The sequence below is a fragment of the Duganella paludis genome (genome assembly GCF_054461335.1).
Genome location: NZ_CM136922.1, coordinates 2106032 through 2122515 on the forward strand (window position 1 = coordinate 2106032; position 16484 = coordinate 2122515).

16 protein-coding genes are annotated in these 16484 nt (G+C 65.7%); 5 read left to right on the top strand and 11 right to left on the bottom strand.

The window, feature by feature from the left end; all coding sequences use genetic code 11:
* Positions 1-120 precede the first annotated feature (120 nt).
* Positions 121-723, bottom strand: a complete 603-nt coding sequence (locus tag ACXZ1M_RS09495) for a lytic transglycosylase domain-containing protein (protein ID WP_459052918.1) — start codon at positions 721-723, stop codon at positions 121-123.
* The gene (locus ACXZ1M_RS09500; RefSeq protein WP_459052919.1) at positions 723-2459 is read right to left on the bottom strand and encodes a proline--tRNA ligase; all 1737 of its coding nucleotides are present in this window, start codon (positions 2457-2459) and stop codon (positions 723-725) included. Before ACXZ1M_RS09500 ends, ACXZ1M_RS09495 begins: the two co-directional genes overlap by 1 nt.
* Positions 2460-2661: 202 nt before the next feature.
* On the opposite strand from ACXZ1M_RS09500, the gene ACXZ1M_RS09505 reads away from it, so the two are divergent.
* Entirely contained in the window at positions 2662-3288 is a 627-nt protein-coding gene (locus ACXZ1M_RS09505) for an RNA pyrophosphohydrolase (protein ID WP_459052920.1), read from the top strand.
* A gap of 38 nt (positions 3289-3326) precedes the next feature.
* Here the strand turns inward: ACXZ1M_RS09505 and ACXZ1M_RS09510 are convergent, their stop codons facing one another.
* Positions 3327-3908, bottom strand: a complete 582-nt coding sequence (locus ACXZ1M_RS09510) for a malonic semialdehyde reductase (protein ID WP_459052921.1) — start codon at positions 3906-3908, stop codon at positions 3327-3329.
* Positions 3909-3990: 82 nt separating this feature from the next.
* Between ACXZ1M_RS09510 and ACXZ1M_RS09515 the strand changes: the two genes are divergently transcribed.
* The gene (locus tag ACXZ1M_RS09515) at positions 3991-4416 is read left to right on the top strand and encodes a DUF1841 family protein (RefSeq protein ID WP_459052922.1); all 426 of its coding nucleotides are present in this window, start codon (positions 3991-3993) and stop codon (positions 4414-4416) included.
* 107 nt (positions 4417-4523) lie between these two features.
* On the opposite strand, the gene ACXZ1M_RS09520 is transcribed toward ACXZ1M_RS09515, so the two are convergent.
* On the bottom strand, positions 4524-4877 hold the full coding sequence (locus ACXZ1M_RS09520; RefSeq protein ID WP_459052923.1) for a c-type cytochrome: 354 nt from the start codon (positions 4875-4877) through the stop codon (positions 4524-4526).
* Between the two features lie 11 nt (positions 4878-4888).
* Positions 4889-5227, bottom strand: coding sequence for a c-type cytochrome (locus tag ACXZ1M_RS09525; protein ID WP_459052924.1), 339 nt, complete (start codon positions 5225-5227; stop codon positions 4889-4891).
* Between the two features lie 208 nt (positions 5228-5435).
* On the opposite strand from ACXZ1M_RS09525, the gene ACXZ1M_RS09530 reads away from it, so the two are divergent.
* The 3 genes from ACXZ1M_RS09530 to ACXZ1M_RS09540 are packed head-to-tail and all read left to right on the top strand — an operon-like array spanning position 5436 to position 8051.
* Complete coding sequence (locus tag ACXZ1M_RS09530; RefSeq protein ID WP_459052925.1) at positions 5436-6290, top strand: AAA family ATPase; 855 nt, start codon at positions 5436-5438, stop codon at positions 6288-6290.
* Positions 6287-6880, top strand: a complete 594-nt coding sequence (locus ACXZ1M_RS09535) for a GNAT family N-acetyltransferase (RefSeq protein WP_459052926.1) — start codon at positions 6287-6289, stop codon at positions 6878-6880. The genes ACXZ1M_RS09530 and ACXZ1M_RS09535 overlap by 4 nt, the downstream gene beginning before the upstream one ends.
* A 1-nt stretch (position 6881) precedes the next feature.
* Positions 6882-8051, top strand: coding sequence for a vWA domain-containing protein (locus ACXZ1M_RS09540; protein ID WP_459052927.1), 1170 nt, complete (start codon positions 6882-6884; stop codon positions 8049-8051).
* A gap of 62 nt (positions 8052-8113) precedes the next feature.
* Here the strand turns inward: ACXZ1M_RS09540 and kdpE are convergent, their stop codons facing one another.
* Genes kdpE through kdpF form a run of 6 tightly spaced genes read right to left on the bottom strand, consistent with a single transcriptional unit; the run spans position 8114 to position 16261 of the window.
* A complete protein-coding gene (gene kdpE, locus ACXZ1M_RS09545) occupies positions 8114-8809 on the bottom strand; it encodes a two-component system response regulator KdpE (RefSeq protein WP_459052928.1) in 696 nt (231 codons plus the stop codon).
* Positions 8802-11570, bottom strand: a complete 2769-nt coding sequence (kdpD, locus tag ACXZ1M_RS09550) for a two-component system sensor histidine kinase KdpD (protein ID WP_459053988.1) — start codon at positions 11568-11570, stop codon at positions 8802-8804. The genes kdpE and kdpD overlap by 8 nt, the downstream gene beginning before the upstream one ends.
* Positions 11571-11585: 15 nt before the next feature.
* Positions 11586-12221, bottom strand: a complete 636-nt coding sequence (kdpC, locus tag ACXZ1M_RS09555; RefSeq protein WP_459052929.1) for a potassium-transporting ATPase subunit KdpC — start codon at positions 12219-12221, stop codon at positions 11586-11588.
* 10 nt (positions 12222-12231) lie between these two features.
* Positions 12232-14382 carry a potassium-transporting ATPase subunit KdpB gene (kdpB, locus tag ACXZ1M_RS09560; RefSeq protein ID WP_459052930.1) on the bottom strand — a complete coding sequence of 717 codons (2151 nt, stop codon included), beginning with the start codon at positions 14380-14382 and terminating at the stop codon, positions 12232-12234.
* 9 nt (positions 14383-14391) lie between these two features.
* A complete protein-coding gene (kdpA, locus tag ACXZ1M_RS09565; RefSeq protein WP_459052931.1) occupies positions 14392-16170 on the bottom strand; it encodes a potassium-transporting ATPase subunit KdpA in 1779 nt (592 codons plus the stop codon).
* 1 nt (position 16171) lies between these two features.
* Positions 16172-16261, bottom strand: coding sequence for a K(+)-transporting ATPase subunit F (kdpF, locus tag ACXZ1M_RS09570; RefSeq protein ID WP_459052932.1), 90 nt, complete (start codon positions 16259-16261; stop codon positions 16172-16174).
* Positions 16262-16484 lie beyond the last annotated feature (223 nt).

Here is a 16484-nt window from a genome sequence, read left to right on the forward strand (position 1 = left end):
GATGTTCCCGGTTTTTTTACGTCCAAAATCCGGGGTCAGGTCCTCCATTGCTACACGAGCTGTGCCGTAGGCGTGCCTACGGCACAGCTCGTGTAGCAATGGAGGACCTGACCCCGGATTTTATTTCCAGTTGTTCCAGGCCTTGAGCACGGCGTTGGGGTAGTCGGGCTTGCCGCGGCTGCCGTTGTAGCGGCCCAGCGCAAGGTAGAGGTTGCCCGCTTCCATGTCCAGGTACATGCGCAAAATCGCGCAGCCGTAGCGCAGGTTGGTTTGCATGTCGAACAGGGCGCGGCGGTTGCGGTCGCCGATCACGTTGGTCCAGAACGGCATCACCTGCATGTAGCCGCGCGCGCCGACGATCGATACCGCGTACTTGCGGTAGGCCGATTCCACCTGGATCAGGCCCAGCACCATGCCGGGATCGAGCCCGGCGCGGCGCGATTCGTACCACACGGTGGCGAGGAATTCCTTGCGGGTCTGTTCGTCCGGCAGCTTGCGCTGGAGCCGGTAGGACATGGTGTCCAGCCAGTTCTGGTAGCGCGCCTGCTCGGACGGGTTGCGGAAGCTGGGCGTGGGCGGCGTGGCGTCCTTGATGGCGTTCGACAGCGCCAGCCGCACCGAGTCGGCCAGCGCTTCTTCCTTCTGGTTGCCGGCCGGCGCCAGCGGCGCCGCAACGAGCAGCACCACCATCGCCAGCCAGCGCCGGCACCGCAACAGGCTCATCACTGCGCCATTTTGCCTTTGATGAAGCCGAGGATGTCGGCCACAGGCACGGCGGTCGCTTCGGTGTCGCGGCGGCCCTGGTATTCCAGGTTGCCTTCCTTCAGGCCACGGTCGCCGATCACCACGCGGTGCGGCACGCCGATCAGTTCCCAGTCGGCGAACATCTGGCCCGGACGGGCGCCACGGTCGTCGAGGATGACGTCGATGCCGGCCGCCTGCGCGTCCGCGTACAGCTGCTCGGCCGCTTGCTTGACCGCTTCGCTGCGGTCCATGCCCATCGGGCACAGCACCAGCTCGAACGGCGCCAGCGAGGCCGGCCAGATGATGCCCTTGTCGTCGTAGTTCTGCTCAATGGCGGCGCCCAGGATGCGGGTGATGCCGATGCCGTAGCACCCCATCTGCAGCGGCGCCGGTTTGCCGTTCTCGTCCAGGAAAGTGGCCTTCATGGCTTCCGAATAGGCCGTGCCCAGCTGGAATACGTGGCCGACTTCGATGCCGCGCTCGATCGCCAGCACGCCCTGGCCGTCCGGCGAGGCGTCGCCTTCGACCACGTTGCGCAGGTCCAGCACCAGGTCCGGCTCGGCGCAGTCGCGGCCCCAGTTGGCGCCGCTGTAGTGGTAGCCGGCGTCGTTGGCGCCGCAGACGAAGTCCGCCATGTTGGCGACCGTGCGGTCGGCCACCACGGTGACCTGGGCCTTGGTGCCGATCGGGCCCAGGTAGCCCGGCACGCAACCGTAGACTTCCAGGATCTCGGCTTCGGTCGAGAAGCGGTGCGCGGCCAGGCCCGGCACTTTGCCGACCTTGACTTCGTTCAGTTCGTGGTCGCCACGCAACAACAACATGAAATACTGTTTAGCTGGTTTTCCATCCTGCTCGGTCTCGACGGTCAGCGCCAGGGTCTTGACGGTCTGCGCCAGCGGCAGCTTGAGCTGCTCGGCCACCAGCTCGCACTTGGTGGCGTTCGGCGTCTCGACCTTGGTCAGCGGCTGGGCGGCGGCGGCGCGCTCGGCGTTCACCGGCAGCGCTTCGGCCGCTTCCATATTGGCCGCGTAGTCCGAGCTTGGGCAGTACACCAGCGCGTCCTCGCCGGTGCTGGCGATGACGTGGAATTCGTGCGAGCCGGTGCCGCCGATGGCGCCGTTATCGGCTGCCACCGCACGGAACTTCAAACCGAAACGGTTGAAAATGCGGGTGTAGGCGTCGTACATGATCTTGTACGAGGCCTGCATGCCGGCCAGGTCGCGGTCGAACGAGTACGCATCCTTCATGGTGAACTCGCGGCCGCGCATCAGGCCGAAACGCGGGCGGCGCTCGTCGCGGAATTTGGTCTGGATGTGGTAAAAATTCAACGGAAGTTGACGGTACGATTTAATTTCCGAACGAACAACATCGGTGATCACTTCCTCGGCGGTCGGCTGGAAGGCGAATTCGCGGCCGTGGCGGTCCTTGATGCGCAGCAGTTCGGCGCCCATCTTGTCCCAGCGGCCGGTCTCCTGCCACAGTTCGGCAGGCTGGATCAGGGGCATCAGCAGCTCGATGGCGTTCGATTGGTTCATCTCTTCGCGCACGATGGCTTCCACCTTGCGGATGATTTTCAAGCCCATCGGCATGTAGGTGTAAATGCCCGAACCCAGGCGTTTGATCATGCCGGCGCGCATCATTAACTGATGGCTGACGATCTCGGCATCGGAAGGTGCTTCTTTAAGCGTGGAAATAAAAAAACGTGACGCGCGCATACGGTGAATTCTTTTTAAAAAGAGAGGGTTATAATCAACCTAATTTTAAAGGATTAGCTGGCTGATGCGTCCATACTTTATACAAATGCGTTCAAATCAGGGCCCTCCGGCCGTTTTCGTACCCCGAAAACCGTGCCGGTGTGCCGTTTTGTGGGCAAAAATATAAGACGGGGGCTCAGTCGCAGAAAGTTTGAGGTGCAATATGCTCGATCGGGAGGGGTTTCGCCCCAACGTCGGCATCATCCTGCTAAACGCCCAGAACGAGGTGTGGTGGGGCAAGCGGGTGCGCGAGCACTCATGGCAGTTTCCGCAAGGCGGCATCAAATATGGAGAAACGCCGGAACAGGCGATGTATCGGGAGCTGGAAGAGGAAATCGGTCTGCGTGCCGAGCACGTCAAGATAGTCGGTCGCACCCGCGACTGGCTGCGCTATGAGGTGCCGGACCATTTCATCAAGCGGGAAATCCGCGGCCACTACCGTGGTCAGAAGCAGATCTGGTTCTTGTTGCGCATGTGTGCGCGCGACAACGACGTCAACCTGCGCCTGACCGACCATCCGGAATTTGACGCCTGGCGCTGGCATGATTACTGGGTCCCGCTCGATGTCGTGATTGAATTCAAGCGCGATGTGTATCAACGCGCGCTGCAGGAGCTGTCGCGCTTCCTGACCTGGCCGGCCAACGGCCACGAACGGCGGCACCACGGCTCGCGCTACCTGCGCCAGCCGCATCCGCCACGCGCGGGGGCCGGCACGGCGGCGCAGGAATCGGCTGCTTGCGCAGAACAGCCGGCCTGCGCGGCGGCTGACGGCGACAAGAACGGCGCTTGATTTAAAACCGGGACAGTCTGACTGTCCCGTTTTTTTCGTCAAACGATCCGGCAAGCCTGCTCGAACGACAGGCGCGGTGCGCGCGGGCGGATCTTGGCGGCGTCGCCGTAGCCGATGTTGCAAATGAAATTGGACTTGACTGCGGTGCCGGCGAAGAAGGCCTGGTCGACCTTGGCATTGTCGAAACCGGACATCGGCCCCACGTCCAGGCCCAGCGCGCGCGCCGCCAGGATCAAATAACCGCCCTGCAGCGAGGAATTGCGGAAGGCGGTCGACTGGATGGCCGCGTCGTTGCCGGCGAACCAGGAACGGGCGTCCACCGCCGGCGACAGCTGCGGCAGCTGCTCGTAGAACTCCAGGTCCATGCCGACGATCACGGTGACCGGCGCGGCCAGGGTCTTGTCCAGGTTACCGGCCGACAGCGCCGGCGCCAGCTTGGCCTTGGCTTCGGCCGAACGCACGAACACCAGCCGCGCCGGCGAACCGTTGGCGGCGGTCGGCGCCCAGCGCAGGGCATCGTACAGCTGCTGCAGCTGCGCGTCGGTCACAGGACGGTCGAGCCAGCCGTTGTGGGTGTGGGCGTTGAAGAACAGCGTATCGAGGGCGGATTGGTTCAGCATGGGAAGGCAGTCGAGTGGATGAAAACGCCATCTTACCAGCCGCGCCGGATGGTGATCTGCTGCAGGAGGTACAATATCGGCTATGTTTAATCCCTCTTCCGACGACGTCCGCCGATTCTTCTGCGAGACCTACCGCAAGCAGCAGGCTGGCGAAATCCTCACCCCGCTCGAGACCATGGCGTCCGACTGGATCCACCACCATCCGGAGTACCACGAGGTGCTGGCCGACGTGGAAACGGCGCTCACGCGCAACTACCAGGTGGAAGGCGCGCAAGCCAATCCCTTCCTGCACCTGTCGATGCACCTATCGATCGACGAGCAGATCTCGATCGACCAGCCGCCGGGCATCCGCGCGCTGGCGACCGAGCTCACGCTCAAGCGCGACGACGCCCACGCGGCCCAGCACGAAATCATGGAATGCCTGGGCGAGATGATCTGGAACGCCCAGCGCACCGGCACCCCGCCCGACGGCCTGGCCTACATCGAGGCCATCAAGCGCCGCCTTTGACATTCGGGGTCGACATTCGGGGTCAGTTCCGACATTCGGACACGAGCCCAACCGTAGCGACCGCTAGGGTTGGGCTCGTGTCCGAATGTCGGAACTGACCCCGAATTTTAGCGGTGGACCGCCAGGTTGCCTGGCAGGCTGTGCAGGTAGGCGGCGACGTCCTTGATGTCCTGGTTGCTCAGCGGCTTGACCTGGCCGGTCATGATGGCGTTGTTGCGGCCGTTGGCGCCGTCGCCGCGCTTGTAGGTCTTGAGCGCGTGCTCGAGGTAGTCGCGGTGCTGGCCGGCCAGCTTCGGATAGCTGGGGTCGATCGGGCTGTTGAAGTCCTTGCCGTGGCAGCTGAAGCACGCGTATTTTTCCGTCAGCGCCTTGCCCGCGTCCACGTTGCCGCCCGCCTGCGCGGCGCCGGCCAACATCACCACGCCCACGGCCGCAGTCATTTTCAACATCAGTTTGTTCATGAATTCGGTCCTCATTTCGGGTCGGCGCTGCGGGTCTGTTGCGAATAGAACGCCGCCACATCGGCGATGTCCTGGTCCGACAGGCTGGATGCGATGCCCTTCATGGACGGATGCTTGCGATCACCTTTTTTGTAGGCCTGCAGCGCACTTTCGATGTATTTGGCCGACTGGCCGCCGATCATCGGCACCGAAAACACTTCGGGGAAGGTGGCTTTGTAGCCGGGAATGCCGTGGCAGCCAATACACATTTCTATCTTGGCTTTGGCATTCTGGGCGTTGCCGACGACGTCCGCAGCGACGGCGACGTGGGACAAGCCTGCGAGCACGAGGAGTGCGGTGAGTTTTTTCATGGTGTCTCTAAGTAAGTGATCGGATACAGCAATATCGGATACTTCTGCCACGGTGTCACTATATTGACTTTTCTACTATTTGTGCTGGGATTCTAACCTAAGTATTTTTTAGAAACAACACAACCGCCGTGCCGTCCCGAGCACCGCCTCTAGCGTTTGCCCGTATACTATTTCCTCTATTTGATCTTTCCGCCCCGGATACACGCCCATGCACGCCCCACAACGCTTTGAAGGTTCCGCCCAGTACGTCGCCACCGCCGACCTGAAATTGGCCGTCAACGCCGCCCTCACCCTGCAGCGCCCGCTGCTGATCAAGGGCGAGCCGGGCACCGGCAAGACCATGCTGGCCGAGGAAGTTGCCGCCGCCCTGAACATGCCGCTGATGCAGTGGCACATCAAGTCGACCACCAAGGCCCAGCAGGGCCTGTACGAGTACGACGCCGTTTCGCGCCTGCGCGATTCCCAGCTCGGCGACGAGCGCGTGCGCGATATCCACAATTACATCGTCAAGGGCGTGCTGTGGCAGGCGTTTACCGCGCCGGAACCGGTGGTGCTCTTGATCGACGAGATCGACAAGGCCGACATCGAGTTCCCCAACGACCTGCTGCGCGAGCTGGACCGCATGGAGTTCTACGTCTACGAGACGCGTGAGATGGTGCAGGCCAAGCACCGCCCGCTGGTGATCATCACCTCCAACAACGAGAAGGAGCTGCCGGATGCCTTCCTGCGCCGCTGCTTCTTCCACTATATTAAGTTCCCCGACCGCGACACCATGGAGCAGATCGTGCGCGTGCACTATCCGAACCTGAAGCAGGAACTGCTGGCCCAGGCGCTGCAGACCTTCTACCAGGTGCGCGAGGTGCAGGGCCTGAAGAAGAAGCCGTCCACCTCCGAGTTCCTCGATTGGCTCAAGCTCTTGATGGCCGAGGACATCCCGCCCGAGGCGCTGCGCAGCCAGGACCAGAATGCCATCGTGCCGCCGCTGCACGGCGCGCTGCTCAAGAACGAGCAGGACATCCACCTGTTCGAGCGCCTGGTGTTCATGGCGCGGACCAACCGATGAACACGATCTTGCCCGTGGCGCTGGAATTGCACGGCGTGCGCCTGGAGCCGCTGGGGCCCCACCACGCCGATGGCCTGCGCGCCGCCGCCGAAGATGGCCAGCTGTGGCGCCTGCGCATCACCTCGGTGCCCGAGCCGCACGAGGTGGACGCCTACATCCTCAAGTCCATGGCCCAGCGCCCGACCCGGCTGGCCTTCGCCGTGATCGATAGCGGCAGCGGCGCCGTGATGGGCACCACCAGCTACCACGACATCGTGCCCGAGATCGACCGCCTGGAGATCGGCTACACCTGGTACGCGCAGAGCCGCCAGCGCAGCCACGTCAACACCACCTGCAAGCTGCTGCTGATGACGCACGCCTTCGAGACCCTGGGCGCGGCGCTGGTCGGCCTGCGCACCGACAACTTCAACCACGCTTCGCAGGCCGCCATCGAGCGCCTGGGCGCGAAGAAGGACGGCGTGCTGCGCCACCACGCGGCGCGGCGCGATGGCACCGTGCGCGATACCGTCATGTACAGCATCGCGGCCGGCGAGTGGCCGGAGATCAAGGCGCACCTGCGCTACAAGCTGGCGCAGCACGGAGTGCACTGAGATGCTGATCGATTTCTTCTTCACCCTGAAGGACGCCAAGATCCCGGTGACGATCAGGGAGTTCCTGACCCTGCTCGAAGCCATGCAAAAGCAGGTGATCACCACCTCGCTCGACGATTTCTACTACCTCGCGCGCCTGACGCTGGTGAAGGACGAGGCCCACTTCGACAAGTTCGACCGCGCCTTCGGCCTGTATTTCAAGGGCATCAGCACCGCCTTCGAGGAAAACGGCGGCGTGCCGCTGGACTGGCTGGTGCAGCGCATGAAGCGCGAACTGACGCCCGAGCAGATCGAGGCGCTGGAAAAATTCGGCTACGACAAGCTGATGGACCGGCTCAAGGAGCTGCTGGCCGAGCAGAAGGAGCGCCACGAGGGCGGCAACAAGTGGATCGGCACCGGCGGCACGTCGCCCTTCGGCCACGGCGGCACCAATCCCGAGGGCGTGCGCATCGGCGGCAAGGGCGGCAACCGCACGGCGGTCAAGGTGTGGGAGGCGCGCAGCTACAAGGATTACGACGGCGAGCGCGAGATCGGCACCCGCAACATCAAGGTGGCGCTGCGGCGCCTGCGCAAGTTCGCGCGCCAGGGCGCGGCCGAGGAGCTGGCGCTCGACGCCACCATCCACGCCACCGCCAACAACGCCGGCTACCTCGATATCAAGATGCAGCCCGAGCGCAAGAACAATATCAAGGTGCTGATGTTGTTCGACGTCGGCGGCACCATGGACGACCATATCGAGCGCACCGAGGAGCTGTTTTCGGCGTCCAAGACGGAGTTCAAGAACATGGAGTTCTTCTACTTCCACAACTGCGTGTACGACTACATGTGGAAGAACAACCGGCGCCGCCATTCGGAGCGCTTTCCGACCTGGGACATCCTGCGCAAGTACCCGCCTGACACCAAGCTGATTTTCGTCGGCGACGCCACCATGAGTCCCTACGAGATTCTGCAGCCGGGCGGCTCGGTCGAGTACAACAACGAGGAAGCGGGCAGCGCCTGGCTGGCGCGCTTCACGGCGGCATTTCCGAAATTCGTCTGGCTCAATCCGGAGCCGGAGAATATCTGGCAGTACCGCCAGTCGATCGGCATCATGCGCCAGTTGATGAACAACCGCATGTTCCCGCTGACCATGGACGGCCTCGAACGCGCCATGCGCACCCTCAGCAAGTAAACCGGGGTCAGTTCTGCCAATGGTACATGAGCCCGTGTGCGATTGGCAGAACTGACCCCGGTTTACGGCAGTTGCAGGCGGTAACCGACGGCGGTTTCCGTGAGCAGGTAGCGCGGTTGGGTGGGATCGGCTTCCAGCTTGTGGCGCAAATGGCCCATGTAGATGCGCAGGTAGTGGCCGTTTTCCGATTGCGACGGCCCCCACACCGCGCGCAGCAACTGCGGGTTGGTCATCACGCGCCCGGCGTTGGCCACCAGTACCGCCAGCAGGCGGTATTCGGTCGGCGTCAGATGCACGTTCTCGCCGCCGCGCGTCACGCGCCGGTTCTGCAAGTCCACCGCCACCTCGCCGAAGCGCACCACGCCATCGTTGCTGGCCGCCGGCTGGCGCTGCCGGCGCAAGGTGGCGCGCACGCGTGCCAGCAGCTCGCCGGTGCCGAACGGCTTGGTGAGATAGTCGTCGGCGCCGGCGTCGAGTGCGCGGATCTTGTCGGCCTCGCCCACCCGCGCCGATAGCACGATCACCGGCACCGTCGACCATTTGCGCAGGTCGGTGACGAAGTCGATGCCGTCGCCGTCCGGCAGGCCGAGGTCCAGCACGATCAGGTCCGGTTTGCGCGTGCCGGCGTCGATCAGGCCGCGCTGCAGGCCCGGCGCTTCGTGCACCTGCCAGCCCTCCTCTTCCAGCGCGGCGCGCACGAAGCGGCGGATCTGCGGTTCGTCTTCGACCAGCAGGGCGGTCGGTGCGCTGTCATTCATTGCTTTCCTCGTCCGGCATGGCCGGTGGTGTGCCCAGCGGCAGGGTGATGGTGAAGGCGGCGCCGCCCAGCGGCGAGGCGCCCGGTCCGCTGGCGGCGGTGATCCTGCCGCCGTGCGCTTCGACGATGGCGCGGCAGATCGCCAGCCCCAGTCCCACGCCCGGCTTGGCCGATTCGCGCTCGCCGCGGGTGAATTTTTCGAACAGCGCTTCTTCGCGCCCCGCCGGCAGCCCCGGGCCGTCATCATAAACCATGACGTTGATCCAGGCGCCGTGCAGCGCCGCGCCGATTTCGATGCGGGCGCCGGGCGGCGTGTATTTGGCGGCGTTTTCCAGCAGGTTGGCCAGCACGCGTTCGATCAGCACGGCGTCGTAGCGCAGCAGCGGCAGGTCCGGCGGCAGGCGCGTGCCGACGCGGTGCGCGCCCAGTTGCGCGGCGCTGGCGCGCAAGGCGCTGCCCACCACTTCTTCCAGCGGCTGCCATTGCAGGTTGAGGTGCACGTCGCCGCTCTGGATGCGCGCCATGTCGAGCAGGTTGGTGACCAGGGTGCTCATGCGCAGGGCTTCGGCGTGCAGCGCGCGCGCGGTGTCCAGCTGGGCCGCGTCCAGCGCGGGCCGGGAGCCGGCCAGCGCCTCGGACAGGCCGACCAGCGAGGTCAGTGGCGTGCGCAGGTCGTGCGACAGCGCCGCCAGCAGCGAGTTGCGCAGCCGTTCCGATTCCATGCTGACCAGCGCGTTCTGGGCGACGTCGATGTAGTGCACCCGCTCCAGCGCGATGGCGGCCAGCGCGGCGAAGGCGTCGAGTTGCTGGCGTTGTTCGGGGATCAGGATCCAGCGCCGCTGCACCGGCTCGATCGCCAGCACGCCGCGCGTGCGCATCGGCGCCACCAGCGGCAGGTAGAAGATGCGGCTGGCCGGCAACGTGTCCGTGCCCAGGCCGGCCGGTTCGGCGTGGTCGAAGGCCCATTGGGCGATGCCGCTATCGAGCGACGACAGCGACGACATCGGAGCCGGGTCGGGCGGCGGCGGCTGCAGGCGGCCGTCGGCGTCCGGCAGCAGCAGCGTGGCGCGCGCGCGGAAGGCGCGCTGGATGACGCTTTGCGTGGTCTCGAAAACCTGCTCCGTTTGCAGCGCGCCGGACAGCTCGCGGGCGAATTCGTACAGCGCGCGCGAGCGCCGTTCGCGGTGCGAGGCGACGCGCGCCTGGAAGCGCAGGCCGGCCGTCAGGTGGCCGGTGATCAGGCCCACCGCCAGCATCACCAGGAAGGTGATCACGTATTGAAAGTCGCTGACGGCCATGGTGAAGCGTGGCGGCACGAAGAAGAAGTCGAAGCTCGCCACGCTGAGGCAGGTCGCCAGCACCGACGGTCCGCGACCGTAGCGCACCGCGACCAGCACCACCACCAGCAGGAACAGCATGGCGATGTTGGCCAGGTCGAGATAGGTCAGCAACGGCGTGGTGGCCAGCGCGGTGGCGATGCTGGCCACCGCCGCGACGAGGTAGCCGGTAGCGCGGTGCCGCTGGTCGGGCGCCGCGCCGCCGCTCAAGCCATCCATGCCATCCACGCCATCGGTGACGGGACGCTGGGCTGCGCCTTGCGCGCCGGCGGCCGGCGGGCCGTTGCGGGGGACGCCGATTTCGATCAGGTCGAGGTCCGGCGCGTAGCCGGCCAGCCGTTTCAGGTGCGGCGTGCGCCACGGCCAGCTGCGGTGCGCGCGGCCCAGCACCAGCTTGGACAGGTTGTGGCTGCGCGCGTAGTCGAGCGCCGTCAGCGCGATGTCGGACCCCGACAGCACGGCGGTGCTGGCGCCCAGGTCTTCGGCCAGTTTCAGCGTTTTCAATATCTGTTCGCGCTGGGAATCCGGCAGCCGCTGCAGCGCCGGCGTTTCGACGTACACGGCGTGCCAGCCCGTGCCCAGCTGCCCGGCCAGCCGCGCCGTGCTGCGCACCGTGTGTTCGCCGTCGGCGCGCGGGCCGATGCAGGCCAGCAGCGCGGCGCCGGTTTTCCAGATGTCGCCGATGGATTTTTCGACGCGGTAGGCGCGCACGTCGTCTTCGATGCGGTCGGCCGTGCGCCGCAGCGCCAGCTCGCGCAGCGCGATCAGGTTCCCCTTGCGGAAGAAGTGCTTGGCGGCCCGCTCGGCTTGCGCGGCCTGGTACACCTTGCCGCCGCGCAGGCGCGCCAGCAGTTCGTCGGCCGGCACGTCGACCAGCACCACTTCGTCGGCCTGGTCGAACACGGTGTCGGGCAGGGTTTCGGCCACGCGCACGCCGGTGATGCCGCCCACCACGTCGTTCAGGCTTTCCAGGTGCTGGACGTTGACGGTGGTGAGCACGTCGATGCCGGCGTCGAGCAGTTCGTCGACGTCCTGCCAACGCTTGGGATGGCGCGAGCCGGGCGCGTTGGAGTGCGCCAGTTCGTCCATCAGGATCAGCGGTGGGCGCAGCGCCAGCGCGCCGTCGAGGTCGAATTCGGCGATGCGCTTGTCGCGGTAGTCCACCACGCGCGGCGGCAGCAGCGGCAGGCCGGCCAGCATGGCGGCGGTGTCGGCGCGGCCGTGGGTTTCCACCACGCCCACCAGCACCGGCTGGCCGGCTTCCTGCAGCTTGCGGGCGGCGGCCAGCATGGCGTAGGTTTTGCCGACGCCGGCCGAGGCGCCGAAGTAGATGCGCAGCTTGCCGCGCGCGGCCTTGCGCTCCTGCGCCTGCACCTGCGCCAGCAGCGCATCGGGGTCGGGTCTTATCGAGTCGGAGGGGAACATGGCCATGCGCGGATTTTACCCCTTGGCGGACGGCTGCGCGTGCTGCGCGCTGCGCGCAGGGGCCGAACTCAGCGCCGAGTCGAGCGCGAGATTGAGCGCCAGCACGTTGACGCGCGCTTCGCCGAAGAAGCCGAACCACTGTTTCTGCGCTTCGCGCGCGATCAGCGCCAGTACCTGCTCATGGCTGATCTTGCGCGCGGCGGCGATGCGGCCGGCCTGGTAGCGCGCGGCCGCCAGGCTGATCTCGGGATCGAGGCCGCTGGCCGAGGCGGTCACCAGGTCGACCGGGATCGGCGCCGTGTTGACCGCGCCGGCGGCCGATTCGGCCGCGCGCAGGGCGTCGATGCGGCCTTTGACGGCGTCCATCAGGGCCGGGTGGTTGGGGCCCTGGTTGGCGCCGCCGGAGCCGGCGGCGTTGTTCGGCATCGGGCCGGTGGCCGACGGGCGGCCCCAGAAGTAGCGCGGCGAGGTGTAGGCCTGGCCGATCAGCGACGAGCCGATCGCCTTGCCGTTGACTTCAACGATGCTGCCGGCCGCCTGCGCCGGGAAGGCGGCGGCGCCGATGCCGGTCACTGCCAGCGGGTACAGCACGCCGCAGAGCAGGGTCAGTGCGGCAAACACGGTGACGGCGGGACGAAGTTGCGAGGTCATGTTGAACTCCTTAAACCAGGTTGAATGCGGCCAGCAGCATGTCGATGGCCTTGATGCCGATGAACGGCAGGATGATGCCGCCCACGCCGTACAGCAGCAGGTTGCGGCGCAGCAGTGCGACGGCGCCGATGGCGCGGTATTGCACGCCTTTCAGCGCCAACGGGATCAGCACCACGATGATCAGCGCATTGAAGATCACCGCCGACATGATGGCCGACGATGGGCTGGATAGCTGCATCACGTCCAGCGCCTTCAGTTGCGGGAAGGTGCCCACGAACGCCGCCGGGATGATGGCGAAGTATTTGGCGATGTCGTTGGAGATCGAGAACGTGGTCAGCGAGCCGCGCGTCATCAGCATCTGCTTGCCGATTTCGACGATCTCCAGCAGCTTGGTCGGGTTCGAATCCAGGTCGACCATGTTGCCGGCTTCCTTGGCGGCCTGGGTGCCGGAGTTCATGGCCACGGCGACGTCGGCCTGCGCCAGCGCCGGGGCGTCGTTGGTGCCGTCGCCGGTCATGGCCACCAGGCGGCCTTCGGCCTGGTAGCTGCGGATCAGTTTCAGCTTGTCTTCCGGCGTGGCTTCGGCCAGGAAGTCGTCCACGCCCGCTTCGGCGGCGATGGCGGCGGCGGTCAACTTGTTGTCGCCGGTGATCATCACGGTCTTGATGCCCATGCGGCGCAGTTCGGCGAAGCGCTCCTTGATGCCGCCCTTGACGATGTCCTTCAGCTCGACCACGCCCATCACGCGGCCGCCGTCGACCACCACCAGCGGCGTGCTGCCACGGCGCGAGATGTCGTCGACGTTGCGCGCCACCTCGGCCGGATACGGCTGGCCCAGCGATTCGACATATAGGCGCACCGTGTCGGCCGCGCCCTTGCGGATGCGGCGCGGCGCGGCGCCCTCGCCGGCTGCGCCAGCATCGCCGATGTCGATGCCGCTCATGCGGGTTTGCGCGGTGAACGGCACGAAGCTGGCGTTCAGCGTCGCCATTTCACGCTCGCGGATGTTGAACTTCTGCTTGGCCAGCACCACGATGCTGCGGCCTTCCGGCGTGTCGTCGGCCAGCGAGGCCAGTTGCGCCACGTCGGCCAGCTGCTGTTCGCTGACGCCCGGCGCGGCGAAGAAGGCCGAGGCCTGGCGGTTGCCCAGCGTGATGGTGCCGGTTTTGTCGAGCAGCAGCACGTCGACGTCGCCGGCCGCTTCCACCGCGCGGCCCGAGGTGGCGATCACGTTGGCTTGCATCATGCGGCTCATGCCGGCCACGCCGATGGCCGACAGCAGGCCGCCGATGGTGGTCGGAATCAGGCACACCAGCAGCGCGATCAGCACCGTGATGGTGACCGGACTGCTGGCCGCGCCGGCGGCGCTGGCGGCATCGGCCGCGAACAGCGAGAACGGCAGCAGCGTCACGGTCACCACCAGGAACACGATGGTCAGCGCCACCAGCAGGATGGTCAGGGCGATCTCGTTCGGCGTCTTCTGGCGCTTGGCGCCTTCCACCATGGTGATCATGCGGTCGAGGAAGGTCTCGCCGGGATTGGCGGTCACGCGCACCACCAGCCAGTCCGACAGCACGCGGGTGCCGCCGGTGACGGACGAAAAGTCGCCGCCGGACTCGCGGATCACCGGCGCCGATTCGCCGGTGATGGCGCTTTCGTCGACCGAGGCCACGCCTTCGATCACTTCACCGTCGATCGGGATGACGTCGCCCGCTTCGACCAGGATGTAATGGCCCTTGCGCAGCTCCAGCGCCGGCTGCGGCAGCCAGGTGGTGCCGTGCTTGGGCGTGGCCAGCTTCTTGGCGGTGACGCTTTGTTTCAGGCTGCGCAGCGAGGCCGCCTGCGCCTTGCTGCGGCCTTCGGCCAGCGCTTCGGCGAAGTTGGCGAACAACATCGTGAACCACAACCAGACGGCGGTGGCGGCGATGAAGCCGAACGAGGCTTCGCCCTTGCCGCCCAGCGCCTGCGCCGCCAGCAAGGTGGTGATGATGCTGCCGACGTAGACCACGAACATCACCGGGCTGCGCAACTGGGTGCGCGGGTGCAGCTTGCGGAACGAGTCGGCGATCGCCGGCAGCACCAGCTGCGAGTCGAACATGTTGAGCTTTTTGGCCGGCGGATTGGTGAACAGCGTGGCCTCTTTTTGCGTTGTAGATGACATGATGCTTCCTTATTTGGCAAACAGCTGCAGGTGGTCGACCACGGGGCCGAGCGCCAGCGCCGGGACATAATTCAGTACGCCGACCAGGGCCACCACGCCGCACAGCAGGCCGATGAACATGGCGCCGTGGGTCGGCATGGTGCCGGCGTTGGCGGCCAGGCGCTGCTTGCCGGCCAGCGAGCCGGCGATGGCCAGGATCGGCACGATCATGGCGAAGCGGCCGAACCACATGGCGATGGCCAGCAGGGTGTTGTAGAACGGCGTGTTGGCCGACAGCCCGGCGAAGGCGCTGCCGTTGTTGTTGGCGGCCGAGCTGAAGGCGTACAGGATTTCCGAGAAGCCGTGGGCGCCGGGGTTGGCGATGCCGGCGCGGCCGGCCTCGGACATGACGGCGATCGCGGTGCCGGCCAGCACCAGGGTCGGCGTGACCAGGATGGCGATGGCGGTCATCTTCATTTCGTAGGCCTGGATTTTCTTGCCCAGGTATTCCGGCGTGCGGCCTATCATCAGGCCGGCGATGAAGACGGCCATGATGGCGAAGATCAGCATGCCGTACAGGCCGGAGCCGACGCCGCCGAAGATCACTTCGCCGAACTGGATCAGCAGCATCGGGATCATGCCGCCCAGCGGCATGAAGGAGTCGTGCATGGCGTTGACCGCGCCGCAGGAGGCGGCGGTGGTGACGGCCGCGAACAGGGCCGAGGCGCTGATGCCGAAGCGGGTTTCCTTGCCTTCCATGTTGCCGCCGGACTGTAGGGCGCTGGCACTCTGGTCGACGTTGAGCGCCTGCAGGCCCGGATGCGCGGTCTGCTCGGCGCCCAGCACCACCAGCGTGCAGGCGGCGAACAGGATGGTCATCGCGCCCAGCACGGCCCAGCCCTGGCGCTGGTCGCCGACCATGCGGCCGAAGGCGAAGCACAGCCCGGCCGGGATCAGGAAGATGGCCAGCATCTGCGCGAAGTTGCTCAGCGCGGTCGGATTTTCATACGGGTGGGCCGAGTTGGCGTTGAAGAAGCCGCCGCCGTTGGTGCCCAACATCTTGATCGCTTCCTGCGAGGCGACCGGCCCCATGGCGATGGTCTGCGTGGTGGCGGTCAGCGTTTCGCTGCCGCTGCCGTCGGCTTTCGGCTGGCTGTAGGTGACCGGGTCGAGCAGCGTCACGTCCTTATACGCCGAGAAGTTCTGGATCACGCCCTGCCCCATCAGGAACACCGCCAGCAGCAACGACAGCGGCAGCAGCACGTACAGGGTGGCGCGGGTGATGTCGACCCAGAAGTTGCCGATCGATTTGGCCGAACGCGAGGCGAAGCCGCGAATCAGCGCATACGCCACGGCCATGCCGGTGGCGGCCGAGAAGAAGTTTTGCGCGGCCAGCGCCAGCATCTGGGTCAGGTAGCTCATGGTCTGTTCGCCGCTGTAGCCTTGCCAGTTGGTGTTGGCGACAAAGCTGACGGCGGTGTCGAAAGCGGAGTCGGGGCTGACGTTGCCCAGCGCCTGCGGGTTGAGCGGCAGCCAGACTTGCACCCGTTGCAGGCCGTAGGTGACCAACGCGCCGATCACGCTGAACAACAGCAGTGCGACGGCATAGGATTTCCAGCCCTGGCCTTCCTTCGGGTTGACGCCGGCGGCGCGGTAGATCAAGTGTTCCAGTTTGGCCAGCCAGCCAAGGCCGGGCACGCGGGCGTCGGCGCCCTCGCCGACGCGGGCCAGCACGATGCCGAGCGGCCAGGCCAGTGCCAGCAGCACGGCCAGGAAGACCACCAGCAGCAGGATCGATTGCATGGTCATGTCAGAGTTCCTCCGCTTTCAACAGGGCCACCACCAGGTAGACCAGCAGGCCGGCCGCCGCGATGGCGCCGATGACGTAGAACGTGTTCATGGCTGGCCTCCCAGCTTGTCGCAGCCGGCGGCCATGGCCGCGGTCACGATGAAGAAGAGCAGCGTTGCTCCGATAAATACTAAGTCCATCACACCCTCACAGGTCTTGTTTTGATACGGTGAAGCTTAGCCAGAAGGGTCTAAAGATTTTGTAAAGACTTTCCGGCGGGGTGTAAACAAAGCGTAAAAATTTATGTTTTGTTTACGGACGATGGGGGATTCTT